At 72.9% G+C, this 16,719-nt stretch carries 16 protein-coding genes and 1 pseudogene; 5 read left to right on the plus strand and 12 right to left on the minus strand.

Translation table 11 applies throughout. The features are described 5' to 3' along the window. Positions 1–93 precede the first annotated feature (93 nt). Complete coding sequence (locus Q3W68_RS07615; protein WP_302904745.1) at positions 94–477, minus strand: phage holin family protein; 384 nt, start codon at positions 475–477, stop codon at positions 94–96. A 136-nt stretch (positions 478–613) separates the two neighbouring features. On the opposite strand from Q3W68_RS07615, the gene Q3W68_RS07620 reads away from it, so the two are divergent. Continuing rightward, positions 614–823, plus strand: a complete 210-nt coding sequence (locus tag Q3W68_RS07620) for a hypothetical protein (RefSeq protein WP_302904746.1) — start codon at positions 614–616, stop codon at positions 821–823. Between the two features lie 12 nt (positions 824–835). On the opposite strand, the gene Q3W68_RS07625 is transcribed toward Q3W68_RS07620, so the two are convergent. After that, complete coding sequence (locus tag Q3W68_RS07625; RefSeq protein WP_302904747.1) at positions 836–1,888, minus strand: LCP family protein; 1,053 nt, start codon at positions 1,886–1,888, stop codon at positions 836–838. Further along, positions 1,888–2,370 (minus strand): SigE family RNA polymerase sigma factor, encoded by a 483-nt coding sequence (locus Q3W68_RS07630; RefSeq protein ID WP_216931491.1) that lies wholly within the window; start codon positions 2,368–2,370, stop codon positions 1,888–1,890. Before Q3W68_RS07630 ends, Q3W68_RS07625 begins: the two co-directional genes overlap by 1 nt. A 167-nt stretch (positions 2,371–2,537) precedes the next feature. On the opposite strand from Q3W68_RS07630, the gene Q3W68_RS07635 reads away from it, so the two are divergent. From Q3W68_RS07635 to Q3W68_RS07650, 4 genes are all read left to right on the plus strand, one after another. Then, entirely contained in the window at positions 2,538–4,106 is a 1,569-nt protein-coding gene (locus tag Q3W68_RS07635) for an LPXTG cell wall anchor domain-containing protein (RefSeq protein ID WP_302904748.1), read from the plus strand. 218 nt (positions 4,107–4,324) lie between these two features. Next, complete coding sequence (locus Q3W68_RS07640) at positions 4,325–5,791, plus strand: 3' terminal RNA ribose 2'-O-methyltransferase Hen1 (RefSeq protein WP_302904749.1); 1,467 nt, start codon at positions 4,325–4,327, stop codon at positions 5,789–5,791. Then, entirely contained in the window at positions 5,788–8,304 is a 2,517-nt protein-coding gene (locus tag Q3W68_RS07645) for a polynucleotide kinase-phosphatase (protein ID WP_302904750.1), read from the plus strand. Before Q3W68_RS07640 ends, Q3W68_RS07645 begins: the two co-directional genes overlap by 4 nt. 23 nt (positions 8,305–8,327) lie before the next feature. Next, positions 8,328–9,167 (plus strand): DedA family protein, encoded by an 840-nt coding sequence (locus Q3W68_RS07650; protein WP_302904751.1) that lies wholly within the window; start codon positions 8,328–8,330, stop codon positions 9,165–9,167. A 172-nt stretch (positions 9,168–9,339) separates the two neighbouring features. On the opposite strand, the gene Q3W68_RS07655 is transcribed toward Q3W68_RS07650, so the two are convergent. From Q3W68_RS07655 to Q3W68_RS07695, 9 genes and pseudogenes are all read right to left on the minus strand, one after another. After that, complete coding sequence (locus tag Q3W68_RS07655; RefSeq protein ID WP_007454255.1) at positions 9,340–9,717, minus strand: helix-turn-helix transcriptional regulator; 378 nt, start codon at positions 9,715–9,717, stop codon at positions 9,340–9,342. Positions 9,718–9,774: 57 nt separating this feature from the next. Beyond that, positions 9,775–10,314, minus strand: coding sequence for an orotate phosphoribosyltransferase (gene pyrE, locus Q3W68_RS07660; protein ID WP_091413808.1), 540 nt, complete (start codon positions 10,312–10,314; stop codon positions 9,775–9,777). A gap of 154 nt (positions 10,315–10,468) precedes the next feature. Further along, entirely contained in the window at positions 10,469–11,278 is an 810-nt protein-coding gene (locus Q3W68_RS07665; RefSeq protein ID WP_302904753.1) for an SDR family oxidoreductase, read from the minus strand. A gap of 152 nt (positions 11,279–11,430) precedes the next feature. Beyond that, positions 11,431–12,000 (minus strand): annotated as a pseudogene (locus Q3W68_RS07670) (hypothetical protein); the annotation flags it as partial. 72 nt (positions 12,001–12,072) lie between these two features. Then, positions 12,073–12,828, minus strand: coding sequence for a hypothetical protein (locus tag Q3W68_RS07675; protein WP_302904755.1), 756 nt, complete (start codon positions 12,826–12,828; stop codon positions 12,073–12,075). 67 nt (positions 12,829–12,895) lie between these two features. Further along, positions 12,896–13,894, minus strand: a complete 999-nt coding sequence (locus Q3W68_RS07680; protein WP_302904981.1) for a hypothetical protein — start codon at positions 13,892–13,894, stop codon at positions 12,896–12,898. 64 nt (positions 13,895–13,958) lie between these two features. After that, positions 13,959–15,527 (minus strand): polyamine aminopropyltransferase, encoded by a 1,569-nt coding sequence (locus Q3W68_RS07685; RefSeq protein ID WP_302904756.1) that lies wholly within the window; start codon positions 15,525–15,527, stop codon positions 13,959–13,961. Next, complete coding sequence (locus Q3W68_RS07690) at positions 15,524–16,297, minus strand: hypothetical protein (protein WP_302904757.1); 774 nt, start codon at positions 16,295–16,297, stop codon at positions 15,524–15,526. The genes Q3W68_RS07685 and Q3W68_RS07690 overlap by 4 nt, the downstream gene beginning before the upstream one ends. After that, positions 16,297–16,719: a DUF350 domain-containing protein gene (locus tag Q3W68_RS07695; protein WP_282312062.1), complete on the minus strand. Its 423-nt coding sequence runs from the start codon at positions 16,717–16,719 to the stop codon at positions 16,297–16,299. Before Q3W68_RS07695 ends, Q3W68_RS07690 begins: the two co-directional genes overlap by 1 nt.

A 16,719-nucleotide genomic window follows, 5' to 3' on the forward strand; every position in this document is an offset into this window, starting at 1 on the left:
TCGCTCACGTCCACGGTTGCGCCGGACCGCGCTGTCCACCGCGGGCAGTATCCCGTAGGAGCGCGAGAGGGGCGCAACCGGCCCGGACGGCGCTCACCGATTCTCCAGCCGGTCCGGCACGACGACGCTGATCAGCCAGCTCACCACCGCGACCACGATGGCGCCCCAGAAGGCGGCCCAGAAGCCGTCCACGTGGAACGGGAGCTTCAGCACCCCGGCGATCCAGTCGGTCAGCATGAACAGCAGCGCGTTCACCACGAGCGCGAACAGACCGAGTGTGAGCAGGTAGAACACGCAGCCGAACACCTTGATGAGCGGCTTGAGCACCGCGTTGACCACACCGAAGACCAGTGCCACCACAACCAGGGTGAGCACGTTGTTGCCGGTGTTGCGGCCGCTCACCTCCACTCCGGGCACGATCAACGTCGCGATCCACAACGCGACCGCGGTGATCGCCAGTCGGATCAGAAAGCCCATGGCAACCATCCTGGCATCGGCCGCGCGCCCGGAGCGGGACAATCGCCGACTCCGCGTTCCGGCGCCACCCAGCGGCGGCCCGGAGCAGCCCGTACGGTGGTGGGGACGATGCCCGCACGGAGAACAGGGAGGGACGATGGGTCAGCCCGACGAGGACTTCGCGCCCAGTGACCACCTCGCCCCGGAGGAGCGGGATCTGGAGGCCGAACCGGCCGACGCGGTCGAGCAGGCCACCACGGTGACCGACGACAGCGACGGCGAGCCGCACCGGGGCATGGAGGTCGACGACTGGGACGCCATGGAGCAGGCCCGCGTCGTCACCGCCGACGAGGACGACTACCGCTGATCCGGCACCCGGTCACCGCAGGGCGGTGACCTGACCCGGGTGTTCTGCGGCCCACTTCCCCAGCCGGTCCGCGCGCAACGCGTCCAGGAACCCGGGTGTGAGTGTCGGGTCCGGCTCGTATCCGCGACCGTTCCACTCGGGGAGCACCGGAAAGGCAAGCGCGACCGGCTCGGCCGCGGCGGTCCGGCCGGCCGCTGCCACCAGCGCCGGCAGCGACAGGTCGCCGGTGTCGACGGTGACGGCCGGTCCGATCCGCAGGAGCAGCCGGCTGAGCTGCGCCGGGTCGGTCGCCGTCCCCTGCTCCCGCAGCTGGCGGAGCAGGCCGGCGGCGTAGCGGGCCGCGTTGCGGTCGCGGTCCAGCCCACCGTCGCGCAGGCCGTACCGCTGCCGCAGCAGGTCCACCGCCGCCGGGCCGTCGAGCCGCTGGCATCCGGCCGGGAAACGCCGCTCGGTGTGCACCGAGCGCACCGGCGCGGGCAGGCACACCGGCACGCCGCCGACCGCGTCGGTCAGCTCACGCGCCCCCGGGTACGTGAGCACCGCGCCCGCGTCGACGCGTACCCCGGTCAGCCGGGCGACCGCCTGGCGGGTCGCCCGGTAGCCGGCGGCCAGGTCGGTTCCCGACCCGGCGGTGCGGGAGAAGGTCGCGTTGAGCTTCTCCGTTCCGCCGTGCGGCGGCACCGGCACCAGCAGTTCACGCGAGATCGACACGAGGTAGAGCCGGCTCCGGTCGGCCGGCAGGTGCACCAGCACCACCGAGTCGGCGCGCCGGCTGCCGGCGGACTGGTCGACGCCGAGCAGCAGCAGGTTCAGCGCGCCGGCGGGTTCCGGCACCGGCGCGGGGAGCGCGGGCGCCGCCGTGGGTGCCGGCGGCCGGGGCGCCATCGCCGTGAAGCCGACGAGGGCGACGGCAGCGACCGCCAGTGCCGTGCCGGCCAGGCGTACGCGCCGACGGCGTCGACGGCGAGTGATCACCGCTTGGTCGACGGCGGCCCGGACCGGGCCGACGGGCGGGGTCGACGCCTCGATGCGGGCGAACGCGGCCCGCAGCTCGTCCTCGATCATCAGCAGACCTCCACGAGTTCGGCTCGGAGGGTGGCCAGCGCGCGCGAGATGCTGGACCGGACGGTGCCCACGGCGCAGCCGAGGATTTCCGCGATCTCCCCGTCCGGCAGGTCCTCGTAGTAGCGCAGCACCAGCGCGGCGCGCTGCCGCCGGGGCAGCCGGGACAGCCACGACCGGATCTGGTCGCGGTCCACGGCGGACTGGGCGTGGTCGGTCGGCGCGGGCACCGACTCGTCCGCCTCGCCGCGCAGCAGCACCCGCCGCGCCCACGATCCGCGCCGCCAGTCGATGAACTGGTTGGTGAGCATCCGGCGCACGTACCGCTCCGGGGCGTCGGTGCGGGCGACCCGCCGCCAGTTGAGCTGGACCCGGACCATGGTCTCCTGCACCAGATCCTGGGCCTGGTGCGGATCCCCGGTCAGCATGACCGCGTACCGCAGCAGAGCGCCCAACCGCGCGTCGGCGAACTCCTCGTACGTCACTGCACCTCCCGGTGTCCCGATCCATGGACGCGCCCGGGCAGCCGGAACATTGCGGTGGCGACGGTCATCCGTTCGGTCAATATTCATGATGTGGGACACCGCGATCCTTTAAGGAATCCTTAAGCTCCGTGGGCTCCACCTGAATCACCCCCACGGGAGGACCCCACATGCTCAGCAACTCCACCCGGCGCTGGTTCGCCGGGTTGGGCGTCGCAGGCGCGTTCGTCGCCGCCTCCGCCACTCCCGCCCTCGCGGCGGACGCGCCGTTCGAGGTCGTCACGCACGACCTGCTCGTCGCCCCGGGCCACCTGGGTTACGGCTCGCTCTTCGCGCACATGTCCGACGGCGAGTCGGAGCCCACGTTCGGCCGCACCACGATCGACATCGACTTCTCCGCGGTCTCGGGCTTCGCCACCGTCGAGCCGGCGTGGGACTGGACCTGCGACGTCTCCTCCACCAAGCTGCACTGCGAGGCGGACCTCGCCGACGGCGACGAGCCCTGGTTCGACTACCTGGTCAACGGCAAGGACACCGCCGAGCCGGGCCAGGAGGGCGCATTGAAGATCAGCGTCACCTCGGGCGGCAAGACGGCCACCGGTACGGCCGGCGTCACCATCGCCGAGGGCGTCGACCTGGTGAGCGACCCGACCGTCGAGGCAAGCGGCGCCCCGGGCGGCCGTGCCGCCGTGCCGGGTGTCGTCCGCAACGGCGGCGACACCACAGTCGACGGTACGGTGCTCGTCGTGCAGGCCGACTGGCTCGCGTCGTACGGCGGGAACTTCTCCAACTGCCGGGCCCAGGAGGACGGGTTCTACGCCTTCTGCGCCTTCGACACGAAGATCGAGCCGGGCCGGTCGTACAAGCTCTCCGAGGACCTGCCGATCACGCTGCGCCCGGAGACGCGTACCGGTGCCCGGTTCCCGGTCTACCTCGACTGGTGGACCACCGACGACTTCGACCAGGCGTTCGAGGACTGGCTGGACGAGGTCAAGCCCGGCACGGGCCCCGAGCTGCGCCTGGTCGAGAAGTCGGTGCAGGCCGCGCGGGTGCCGCAGACCGACCTGGACCAGATGAACAACTTCACCGTCGCGACCGTGAAGGTCACCGGTGACAACCCGGCCGACCTCGCCGCCGAGGGCGCCACCGCCACCGGGAAGAAGGGCGACGTCGTCACTGTCGCGCCGAGCTTCACCAACCTGGGTCCGGCCACGCTGGAGTACCTGGGCCAGAGCACCCCGGGCATCCGCCTGGAGGACCTGCCGGTCCGCGTCACCGTCCCGGCCGGCACGACCGCCGTCGAGGCGCCGTACGACTGCGTGCCGTTCCTGCCCACGAAGGAGTGGGACCCGTGGACCGCGAACTGGGGTGAGCCGGGGGCCAAGGAGTACGCCTGCCAGGTCACCGAGAGCCCCAAGGGCATGAAGAACCCGTACGAGTTCCGCCTGCGCATCGACACGGTGACCGCGAACGCGGCGGGCAGCTTCACCACGAAGCTCTCCGGCGACCCGAACGGCAAGAACGACACCGCCGCGATCGTCATCAACCCGGCCGGCGGCGGCACCCCCGGCACGCCCGGTAACCCGGGCGACGGCGGCCAGGGCGGCGGTGACGGCGGCACGCTGCCGATCACCGGTTCCTCGACCGGTCTGATCGCCGGCGTCGGCGCGCTGCTGCTCGCCGCCGGCGCGGTCGGCTACGTGCTGACCCGTCGTCGCAAGACCCGCTTCGTAGCCTGACCCGAAGCACCCCAGGTGCCCCGTCGACCCAAGGGTCGGCGGGGCACCGCCACATAGAAGCCGAACCAACAGGCAGCACAGGTCGACGCGACCGGGACCACGTCAGGTTTCCGGGGGAGCCCGGCCCGCGCAGGGATCAAGCCTGACCGCCCGGAGCGGGCCGGGCTCCCCCGGAAACCCCCACGACAGAAGCCAGAACAAAGCGAGATCATCGACAAGTGCTGCTGACCCTCACCACGACCCACCGCCCGGCGACCGACCTCGGACACCTCCTGGTGAAGCATCCGGACCGCGTGCAGAGCTTCGACCTGCCCGCCGGTGCCGCGCATGTGTTCTACCCGGAGGCGGACGAGGCGCGCTGCACGGCGGCGCTGCTGGTCGAGGTCGATCCGCTCAAGCTGGGCGGGGACCGCAGGAAGCGGGCGCCGGAGGGCTTCGCGCTCGGGCAGTACGTCAACGACCGCCCGTACGCGGCGTCGAGCCTGCTCTCGTCGGCGCTGGCCAAGGTGTTCCGCTCCGCCCTGCGGGGCGAGTCGCGCGATCGTCCCGAGCTGGCCGCGAGCGCGATCCCGCTGGCCGTACGGGTGCCGGTGCTGCGCTGCCGGGGCGGTGCCGACCTGGCGGTACGGATCTTCACCCCGCTGGGCTGGACCGTGACGGCCACCCCGATCCCGCTCGACGAGACGTACCCGGAGTGGGGTGACAGCCGCTACGTCGACCTGACGCTGACCGGCACGCTGCGGCTCGCGGACGCTCTCAACCACCTGTACGTGCTGCTGCCGGTGCTCGACGACGCCAAGCACTACTGGGTGGCGCCGGACGAGGTGGACAAGCTGCTGCGAGCCGGTGCCGGCTGGCTGGCCGGTCATCCGGAGCGGGGCCTGATCACGCGCCGCTACCTGGCGCACCGCCGCGCGCTCGCGGGCGAGGCGATGGCCCGGCTGACCGAGCTGCGGCTGGCCGACGAGCCGCCCGCCGACGACAGCATCGAGCCCGCCACCGGAGAAGACGCGGCGGCGGACGACGCCCGCCGGGCCTCGCTTGCGGTACGGCGGCGGGAGGCGGTGCTCGCCGCGCTGCGGGACAGCGGCGCGAGCCGGGTGCTGGACCTGGGTTGCGGTGGCGGCGCGCTGCTCACCGCGCTCGTCGCCGACCGGCGGTTCACCGAGGTGGTGGGCGTCGACGTGTCCGACCGGTCGCTCGTCTTGGCCGCCCGGCGGCTGCGCCTGGACCGGCTGCCGGAGCGGCAGCGGGACCGGATCCGGCTGTGGCAGTCCGCGCTGACCTACCGCGACGACCGGCTCCGGGGGTACGACGCGGCGGTGCTGATGGAGGTGATCGAGCACCTCGACCCGCCGCGCCTGCCGGCGTTGGAGGACGCCGTGTTCGGTCACGCCCGGCCCGGCACGGTGGTGGTGACCACCCCGAACGTCGAGTACAACGTGCGCTACGAGGGGCTCGGGCCGGACCGGTTCCGGCACGCGGACCACCGGTTCGAGTGGACCCGGGCGGAGTTCGCCGCCTGGGTGGACCGGGTGGCGGCGGCGCACGGCTACACGGCGGTGCTCGGCGGCGTCGGCGACGACGACCCGGAGGTGGGCACGCCGACCCAGATGGCGGTGCTCACCCGCGCCGACCGCATTGAGAGCACCAGCAACGACCGGAAGGAGGCGACGAACCGATGACCGTCCTGGACATCCCCGAGCTGGCACTGGTGGCGCTCGTCGGCGTCTCCGGCTCCGGCAAGTCCACGTTCGCCCGGCGGCACTTCGCGCCCAGCCAGGTGCTCTCCTCGGACACGTTCCGCGGTCTGGTGGCCGACGACGAGAACGACCAGTCCGCGTCCGCCGACGCGTTCGACGCGCTGCACCACGTCGCCGCCATCCGGCTGCGCCGGGGACTGCTCACTGTGGTCGACGCGACGAACCTCCAGCCGCACGCGCGCGCCGGGCTGATCCGGGTGGCCCGGGAGCACGACGTGCTGCCGGTGGCGATCGTGCTGGACGTGCCGGAGGCGGTGGCCTGGGAGCGCACGGAGGCGCGCGCCGACCGCACGCACGGTCGCCAGGTGCTCAACCGGATGCGCCGCGACCTGCGGCAGTCGTACGGGCGGCTGGCCCGCGAGGGCTTCCGCAAGGTGCACGTGCTGCGCGGGGTGGAGGAGATCGACGCCGCGGAGATCCGCTACGAGAAGCTGTTCAACGACCGGCGCGACCTGACCGGCCCGTTCGACGTGATCGGGGACGTGCACGGCTGCCGCACCGAGCTGGAGGCGCTGCTGTCCCGGCTCGGCTACGTGCTGCACCGCGACGACGCGGGCCGCCCGGTGGACGCGGCGCACCCGTCGGGGCGTACCGCGGTGTTCGTGGGTGACCTGGTGGACCGCGGCCCGGACTCGCCCGGCGTGCTCCGCCTGGTCATGGGCATGGTGGCGGCCGGGCACGCGATCTGCGTGCCCGGTAACCACGAGCAGAAGCTGCTGCGCAAGCTGCGCGGCCGGGACGTCCGGCTGACCCACGGCCTGGCCGAGACGATGGAGCAGCTCGCCGCCGAGACGCCGGAGTTCGTCGCCGGGGTGGAGACGTTCATCGACGGGCTGGTCAGCCACTACGTGCTCGACGGCGGCCGGCTCGTGGTGGCGCACGCCGGCCTGAAGGAGGCGTACCAGGGGCGCGCGTCCGGCCGGGTGCGGTCGTTCGCGCTCTACGGCGAGACCACCGGCGAGACCGACGAGTACGGCCTGCCGGTGCGCTACCCGTGGGCGCGGGACTACCGCGGTTCGGCCATGGTCGTGTACGGGCACACGCCGACGCCCGAGCCGGAGTGGGTGAACAACACCATCTGCCTGGACACCGGTTGCGTGTTCGGCGGGCAGCTCACCGCGCTGCGCTACCCGGAGAAGGAGCTTGTCGCGGTCCCGGCGGTGAAGGAGTGGTACGCCCCGGCCCGCCCGCTGGTCCCGGTCGCGCCGGTACGGCCGGACACCGTGCTGGACCTGGCCGACGTGACCGGACGGCGGCACCTCACCCACGCGTACGGGTCGCTCACGGTGCCGGCCGAGAACGCCGCAGCCGCGCTGGAGGTGATGAGCCGCTTCGCGGTCGACCCGGGCCGGCTGGTGTGGCTGCCGCCGACCATGGCGCCCTGCTCCACGTCGACCGTGGACGGGTTCCTGGAGCACCCGGCCGAGGCGTTCGCCGACTACCGGGCGGCGGGCGTCGACCAGGTGGTGTGCGAGGAGAAGCACATGGGCTCGCGGGCAGTGGTGCTCGTGGAGCGGGAGCCGGGCCGCTTCGGCGGCGGCGTGGTGCACACCCGTACCGGCCGGCCGTTCTTCGACCCGCCGCTGCACGACGAGCTGCTGGCCCGGGTGCGCGCCGCGGTCACGACCGCCGGCCTCTGGGCCGAGCTGGGCACCGACTGGCTGCTGCTCGACGCCGAGCTGCTGCCCTGGTCGGCGAAGGCGGGCGGGCTGATCCGCGAGCAGTACGCCGGCGTCGACGCGGCCGGGCGGGCGGCGTTGCCGGCCGTGCTCGCCGCGCTGGACACCGCCGCCGGACGCGGGTTGCCGGTGGACGCGCTGCGCGACCGGATGGCCGGGCGGGCCGCCGAGATCACCGCCTACTCGGCGGCCTACCGGGCGTACGTCCGGCCGACCGACGGGCTGCGCGGGGTGACGCTGGCGCCGTTCGCGGTGCTGGCCGGAGCCGGGGTGAGCTACGCCGACCGCGACCACGGCTGGCACCTGGCGCTGGCCGACCGGCTCTGCGCCGCCGACCCGGAGTTCTTCACCCCGACCCGGCGGCGGGTGGTGGACCTGGCCGACGAGGCGGCGGTGGCCGACGCCACGCAGTGGTGGCTGGCGCTCACCGCGGCCGGCGGCGAGGGCATGGTGGTCAAGCCGTACGCGGGCCTGGCCGCCCGGTCGCCGAAGGGCTCGCTGCTCCAGCCGGGGATCAAGTGCCGGGGGCGGGAGTACCTGCGGATCATCTACGGTCCCGGGTACACCGAGGCGGCGCAGCTCGCCGCGTTGCGCCGCCGTTCGCTGGGCCGCAAGCGCGGGCTCGCCCTGCGGGAGCACGGCCTGGGCCTGGCCGCCCTGGACGCGCTGGCCGAGGACGCCCCGCTCTGGCGCCGCCACGAGCTGGTGTTCGCGATCCTCGCCTGCGAGTCCGAGCCGGTCGACCCCCGCCTCTGACGGCGACGCCCGGTCCGGCCGAAATGCCGGACCGGGCCGGGGTACCCTGTGTGGCCGTGGACACAGCAGAGAAGACCCGGATGTTCTCCGAGAGCGTGGCGCTGAACCCGCTCGATCCGAAGGACCTCATCCACACCTTCGGCATGATCGGCGTCTGGGCGATCCTCTTCGCCGAGACCGGGCTGCTCGTCGGCTTCTTCTTCCCGGGCGACTCGCTGCTGTTCCTGGCCGGGGTGGCCGCCTCCCCGGTGGCCGACGCCATCTTCGGCGACGGCACCCGCCTGTCCCTGGCCGGGCTGATGATCGGCGGTCCGCTCTGTGCCATCGCCGGCGCCCAGCTCGGGCACTGGCTCGGCGCCCGGTACGGCCGCCGCATGTTCGAGAAGCCCAACTCGCGGCTGTTCAAGCGGGAGTACGTGGAGAAGGCGGAGTACTACTTCCAGAAGTTCGGCCCGGCGAAGGCCGTGGTGCTGGCCCGGTTCATCCCGATCGTGCGGACGTTCCTCAACCCGGTGGCCGGGGTGCTCGGCATGTCGGCCCGCCAGTTCTTCGTGTGGAACGTGGTGGGCGCGATCCTCTGGGTGGACGGCATCCTGCTGGTCGGCTACCTGCTGGCCCGTCAGATCTACGACGCCATCGGCGACAAGATCGACAGGTACATCCTGCCGGTGGTCGCGCTGATCATCGTGATCTCGGTGCTGCCGATCTTCTTCGAGTTCCTCCGCGACCGGCGGGCGCGCAAGCGCGGCGAGGCGGTCGCCGTCATCACCGCGGCGACGGTGGCCGGCACTGTGGAGGCGGCCCGGGAGGGCATCGAAGAGCACCGGCCCGGGCACGGAGACGGCGGGCAGCACCGGCGCTGAGCACGTACGGACGCCGAAGGCCGGCCCTCGGGCGAGGACCGGCCTTCGACATCACTGCTCTCGCCGGGTCACACGGACGACGGCAGCCGTCGCCGTGCGCTGATGGCGCCACCCCTCGCACGCCACCGGTCACCCGGTCGGGACGACCCTCGTTCGGGCCGGCCCGAAGGTTTCAGCGAGCCTTCTTGGTGGCCCGCTTCCGCGGCGGGGTGAGCAGATCCGCGATCGTGGCGATCGCGGACGGCACCAGCCGGTAGTACGCCCAGACCCCGCGCTTCTCCCGCTCCAGCAAGCCGGCCTCGGTGAGGATTCGCAGGTGGTGGCTGACCGTCGGCTGCGAGAGGCCGAGCGGCGCGGTGAGGTCACACACGCACGCCTCCCCCTCGGGAGCCGACTGGATCAGGCTGAGCAGCCGCAGCCGTGCGGGGTCAGCGAGGGCCTTGAGGACCCCCGCAAGCCGCTCGGCGTCGGCGCGTTCGATCGGCTCGCCGGCAAGCGGCGAGATCTGAGGCATGGTCATTTCAGCCAACGCAGTTCCCACGTATTCCATCCTTCCACCAGCAGCATCGATCCGCCTGCATATCAGCAGATCCGAATCGGCAAACTTTTACGCCACAAGGCCGAGGTCAGCCAACGTATAGGCCGCCCGATAGGGCAATCCGGCGGCTCGCACCGTGTCGCCGGCACCTCGATCAACAATAACCGCCACACCCACCACCTCGGCCCCTGCCTCACGCAGTGCCTCGACCGCCGTCAACACACTTCCACCGGTGGTGGAGGTGTCCTCGACCGCCAGCACCCGCCGCCCGGAGACGTCCGGCCCCTCGATCCGGCGCTGAAGACCGTGGGCCTTGCCCTCCTTGCGGACCACGAAGGCGTCGACCGCCCGACCGGTGCCCGCCGAGGCGTGCAGCATGGCGGCGGCCACCGGATCGGCGCCCAGGGTCAGGCCACCGACCGCGTCGTACGCCCAGTCGGCGGTGAGGTCACGCATGACCCGGCCGATCAACGGCGCCGCCTCGTGATGGAGCGTGACGCGGCGCAGATCCACGTACCAGTCCGCCTCGCGGCCCGACGAGAGCACCACCCGGCCATGCACCACAGCGAGGTCAGTGATGAATTTGCGCAGGTCGTCGTGGTCGCCCATGGCCCAAGAGCGTACTTCGCAAGTCTGAGCGCCGTGTTTCGGGTCTGCCCTGGTCAACCCTGCGGGCGACCGCCGGGTGGCGATGAGCGGCTACGCTGTGCGACCGTCCATCCCGGCCGGCCGCCGTACCGGCCCGCGTACGGGCCGCCGCCGGTCAGCCGCCCTGCCGGCCGACCGCACCCCGGGTGTCCCGCCGGAAGCCGCGCAGCAGGCGCTTCGGCGCGTACCGCAGCCCGGCGACCGCCACCTTGTACTTCCAGTCCGGGACACTCACGAACTTACCTTTATGCAGGTCAAGCAGCCCTTCGGCGACCACATCGTCGGCGCGCAGCCAGGCCCAGGCGGGCAGGCGAGACATGTCGATGCCCGCGCGTTCGTGATTTCCGGTTCGTGTGTAGCCGGGGCAGAGCGCCATCACGCGTACGCCGAGCGGCGCGACGGACTGGCCGATCGATTCACTGAAATTCGTCACCCACGCCTTGCTGGCCGAGTACGTGGATCCCGGCATGGGGACACCGAAGCCCGCCACGGAAGAGACATTTATCACTGCCCCGCGGCCTCGTTCGATCATCGGACCGAGGGCGGCGTGGGTCAGACGCAGCACCGCGAGCACGTTGAGCCGGACCAGCCGCGCCTCGTCCGCCACCGACGAGCGGACGAAGGACGTGTTCAGACTGATGCCCGCGTTGTTGACGAGCAGCTCGACCGGCGTACCGGTGGTCAGCCGTCGTTCGACAGCCGCGCAGCCGTCCTCGGTGGACAGGTCGGCGGCGATCGTCTCGGCGTCGCCGCCGTGGCGGCCGGTCAGCTCGGCCGCCAGCGCGTCGAGCCGGGCGGCGTCCCGGGCCACCAGGACGAGGTCCCAGCCGTCGGCGGCGAGCCGGCGGGCGAACGCCTCGCCGATGCCCAGGCTGGCGCCGGTGACCAGGGCGCGGCGCCGGGAGGGGTCGGTGTCACCTGTCATCGGCGGTCCTCGGGAGGCGGCGGGAACCCACCCGGCGGCGCGGGCGGGACGGACGGGTGCGGGTTCAGGCCGGGTGGCGGTCCCCAGGGCGTCGGCCCGGGGGCGGTCGCCCCGGACACGGTCGAGCCGTAGCCGGACAGCCGCAGCGGCGCGGTGCGGCGGCGCAGGAACGCGCCGGACGACGGCAGCGCGAGCAGCACGGCGACCACCAGGTAGCCGAGGATCTGCGCCACCGACAGCGTCGCGTTCACCGGGATCCACCAGGACGGGTAGGCGTCGCCGACGAGCCCCAGCAGGTCGGCGGTGACCCGGTCGTCCGCGCCGAGCCGCAGCGGGGCGGCTCGCTGGCCGACCAGCACCGCCAGCCCGCAGCAACCGCAGAGCAGGCCCGTCCCGGCGACCACCCAGGCCGCCGTGCGGGCGCCGGAGCGGCCGGCGAGCAGGCCGAGCGCGAGCCCGACGAGCAGCAGCGCGGCGAGCACGCCGAGCACGGCGGCCAGCACTGTGGAGCCGCGCAGCAGACCGGCCACCTGGTCGATGTCGCCACCGCCGGCGCCGGTCCGTTCCGCCGCCGCGTCCCGGAACCGGTCCACCGTGCCGCCGCCGACGGCCAGGTTGACCACCGCGTACGCCACGGCGCCGACCGCCATCGCCAGCAGCAGCGCCGCCGCGGCGAGGACCGTGCCCGGCCGGCGGGGTGCGGCCCGATCGGGGTACGACACGACTGATCCCTCCGGTAGGCGTCGGCTTGCAACCTACTCGGAGGGATCGTCGGCGTCGCTGCAATCCGGACGTCAACTTCCGGAGGGCGGCTCCGGGTCGCGGCGCTCACCCGGCTGTCCGCCCGGCGCGGACGGCGGCTGGCCACCCGGCGTCGACGGCGGCGTGCCGGGAGCCGGCGGGTACGACGGGTACGCCGGGTCGCCCGACTGGCCCGGGTGCGACGGGTACGCCGGGTAGGCGCCACCGGGCACCGGCGGCTCCCAGCCGGCCTTCGGCTTGCGGAAGAACTCGTTCGCCTTCGGCAGCGCCAGCAGGATCAGCGCGGCCAGCAGGGCGAGCAGCGCGACCAGACCCAGCAGCAGGTTGACCGGGGTGTACCAGGACGGCAGCGCGTCCTCCAGCCGGCGCTGGATCTCCTCCGAGCTCGGCACGTCACCGGTGGTGGTGCCGCCGCCCGTCATGCCGCCGGTGAGACCGGTGAGCAGCCCGCCGCCGGTGCAGCAGAACAGGATGCCGCCCAGCACCCAGGTGGTGATCCGGGAGCCGTTCTTGCCCCGGTTGTTCAACAGCGCGAGAACGACGAGCCCGGCCGCGATCAGCAGCGACACGACCGCCGTGATGATGCTGAACGCGTACGCGATGTCGGCGGCCCCTTCGGCCGAGGTGCCCGCGTACGCGTCGGTGAGAACGTCGCGGATCTTGCCGACGACGCTCAGCGCCACGATCAGGTTCAGCACCTGGATCGCGGCGACGAGGATGAGCAGCCAACTGGAGAGCGACACCACGCCGGGACGCGTGCGGGGCGGGGTGCCCGGAGCATCGACCATGATTCTCCCTTCCTGGATGAGAAGCCCACCGTAGCGATCTTCGACCAGCTCAGCACGCCGGAACGGGTCACCTCTCGGCGGCGCGCCGCAACCGGCGGTGCTCGGCGGTGACCACGCCGAGCAGCGCGAGGTCGAGCGCGACGGCGGAGACCGCACCGAACTGGTTCACAGTGAAGTTGAAGACCTGCCCGAACAGCAGGTCGACCAGCAGCGCCAGCTTGAACAGGCGGAACGCCTCGATCCGGTTGCGGCGCAACAGCCAGGCGGCCCACAGCCCGAGCACGGCGGTGATCAGCGCGGTGGCGCTGACGCCGAGCACCGCGCCCCACTCCCGCTCCTGGTCCAGCTTCCCGGTCACGCCGTCGACGAACACCGCCACCACCGTGAGCACCGGCTCCACCACCAGGTAGACCACCACCGGCCAGACCAGCCAGCGGCGTCCGGCCGCCCACACGGCGAGGCGCCGGGCCCGATCAGCCGCCCGCTGCCAGAGCGGCACCGGCGGCGGTTCCCGGTGGGGTACGGCGTCCAGCAGTTGCGCCATCGCCGTCTCGGTGGCCGGTCCGGTGCCCTGGACGAGCCGCAGCACGGCGATGCGGCGACGGTCGGTCAACCCGCCCGGCAGGCCGCTGAGCACCATGTCCAGCGCGTTCGCGGTGCGCTCGGCGGGGGTCAGCCGGGACCGGCCGGTGCGTCCGCGTACCGCCTGGATGAGCAGGACCAGCAGCGCGAACGCGACGTAGATGATGGCGGCGGCGGGGGCGTAGAAGTAGTCGGTGCCGGTGGTGACGAACTTGCCCACCTCGTCGATGAACAACCCGAACCCGATGCCACCGATGATCGCCCCGCCGGTGCGGGCACCCCCGCCGAGGAAGACGAGCGGGATGCCCAGGCCCACGGCGAGCAGCAGGCCGCCCCAGAGCACGTGCGCGATGTGCAGCCCGCCGCCGCCGATCTGCGGATAGTCGGTGGCCTCCAGGTACGCCCGCACGGCCAGCACGGTGACCACGCCGGAGAGCACGAAGGCCTGGAGGTAGGACGCCGCCTCGACCGCCCGGGTCGGCAGCCGGCGGACCAGCCAGCCGATGCCCGGTCGGTGGCGTGGCGATTCGGGTGGCATGTCCCGAAACCTAGTAGCCGCGCCACTCCTCGCGGGCGTAGTCCAGCACCCTCGGCCGTAACAGCGTGGAGGCCGGCACGTCGAGCCGGGCCCGGTCGGCGGGGAACGTGCCGGCGGCGGCCAGCACCTCCGGGGTGAGGAAACGCAGCGCCGGCGGATCGGCCGGCAGCGCCAGCTCCGGCGCGACGCCGCCCGGCGCGGCGAGCACGAACCCCCAGTCGCCGAAGCTCGGCACGTCGACGTGGTACGGCACGGTGGCGAAACCGGCCTCACGGATCGACCGCTCGATCGACCAGTACGACCGGGGCGCGAAGTAGGGCGACCCGGACTGCACGACGAGCCGCCCGCCGGGGGCCAGCACCGGCCGGATCAGCGTGTAGAACTCGATCGTGTAGAGCTTCGCGGTGGCGGTCTCGTCCGGGTCGGGCAGGTCGGCGATCACCACGTCAAACCGGTCCGTGGCGGTACGCAGCCAGGCGAACGCGTCCAGGTTGAGCACCCGTACCCGGGGGTCGGTGAGCGACTCCCGGTTCAGCTCGCGTAGTTGCGGCTCGCGGCGGGCCAGCTCGACCACTGCCGGGTCGAGGTCGACGAGCGTCACCGAGCGCACGTCCGGGTACTTGAGGATCTCCCGCGCGGCCAGCCCGTCCCCGGCGCCGAGCACCAGCACGTCGCCGTGCGCCCCGCGCATCGCCGGGTGCACGAGCGCCTCGTGGTAGCGGTACTCGTCGATCGAGCTGAACTGCAGGTCGCCGTTGAGGAACAGCCGCAGGTCGGTGGCGGAGTGGCCGGGCTCGCGCACCGAGCGGGTCAGCACGATCTCCTGGTAGCGGCTGCGCTCGGCGTGCACCACCGGGTCGCGGTAGAGCTGCTGACGCGTGGTCACCTCGAAGTCGTGGGCGGTCACCCACGCGTACCCGAGGAGCAGGCCGACCACGACGGTGGCCGCGCCCAGCGCGGCCCGCGCCCGGCGGCTGAGGTCCGCGCGGAACACGGTGAAGACGAGCACCACCCCGGCGACCGCGTTCACCGCGCCCACCACCAGCGCGCCCTTGAGCTGTCCGAAGACCGGGATCAGCAGGAACGGGAAGGCCAGCCCGCCGAGCAGCGCGCCCACGTAGTCGGCGGCGAACAGGTCGGCCACCGCGCTGCCCGCGGACTGCTCCCGGATGCGTTGCAGCATCACCATCAGCAGCGGGATCTCCGCGCCGATCAGCAGGCCGAGCACGAACGCGGTGCCGACGAGCGCCGGGCCGTACAGGTCGAGCCAGGCGAACGCGGCGTAGAGCCCGAGCACTGAGAGGCCGCCGAGCAGCGCGAGCGTCAGCTCGATCACCGCGAACGAGACCACCGCCCGGGACTGCAACGGCTTCGCCACCAGCGCGCCGACGCCCATCGCGAAGACCATCACGCCGAGCACGATCGACGCCTGGCCGACCGTGTCGCCGATCAGGTAGCTGCCGAGCGCGACCAGCGCCAGCTCGTACACCAGGCCGCAGGCCGCGCACACGAAGACCGCGAGCAGGACCGCCGCGCGGGCCAGGCGCCACCGTGGCCGCGCGGCCACGTCGGTGGTCACCGTCTGCTCCGGGTACGTCCGGCGGCTCCCGCCCCGGCGCGCTGCGCGGGCACCCGTCCCCGGTGCCTGCGGCGCTGCCGCACGCCCACGGCGAGGAACAGCGCGGCGAGCAGGAACAGGCCGACCGAGCTGAGCACGTAGATCCAGCGGTCCCGCCAGAAGTCGTTGCCGGCGTCCTGCAGCGGTGCGGTGGCTGTGGACGGCGCGGCGGTGGGCGTCGCGGCCGGTCCGGCGAGCCCGCGCTCGGCGGCGAGCAGCGGCAGGATCGTGGCGGCCCGGGTGACGGCCCAGCCCGGGTCGTCGACGAACGCGTCCTCGTCCAGCCCGAACCGGCCCAGCCGGGTCTCGATCGCGGCGAGGTCGGCGAACTCGATGTCGTCCGAGCCCTTGATCCGGATCGTTGCGGAGTCCTCCGACTCGCTGCTGGACGAGGTGTACCTGACGTTCGCCGAGACCGCGAGCCAGCGCGGGCAGCCGGGCGCGTCGACGACTGTGGTGCCGTCGCCCAGGTTGGAGCCGACGCTCACCTCGTCGTACACGTCGAGCAGTTCCCAGCCGTAGCAGATGCCCTGGCTGTCGGCGGCGGCGCGGAGGATCGGCACGGTGCCGGACCGCTCGTCGGCCGCCGGGGCGGGGACGGAGGTGTCGGAGTCGCCGCTGAACGCGCCGATGGCGCAGACGACGACCACGACCCCCACGACCACGGACCAGATCACCGTCTGTGTGCGCTTGTCCTTCCCCGCCGAACGCTGTGCGGGCCTGCCGCTCATCAGATGATCGCGGCCGCGATGATCGCGCCGGTGGCGAGGTGCACGGTGGCGGAGACCCACACCGCCGGGTGCGGCTCCGGGTCGACGAGCAGCTCACCGAGCTTGCCCGGGGTGGCCACGTCGAGCAGCACGAACGCCGCCGCCATGATCACCAGGCCGAGGATGCCGTACGCGGCGGCGCCGACCAGCCCCAGCGTGAAGTCGTCGTCGCTGGCCACGATCGCGGCGACCACGATCGTGCCGACCCCGAGCAGGTTGGACGAGAGCAGCAGCGCCGCGTTGCGGTTGCGCTCGGTCCAGATCAGCTCGTGGAGCTTGCCGGGGGTGGCCAGGTCGACGAGGACGTAGCCGATGGCCATCAGGACGACGCCGACCGCCCCGTAGGCGAGGGTGATCAGCAGGTCGGTGACGAGATGCTGCAC

It is taken from the genome of Micromonospora sp. C28ISP2-4 (assembly GCF_030519385.1).
GTDB classification, from domain to species: domain Bacteria; phylum Actinomycetota; class Actinomycetes; order Mycobacteriales; family Micromonosporaceae; genus Micromonospora; species Micromonospora tulbaghiae.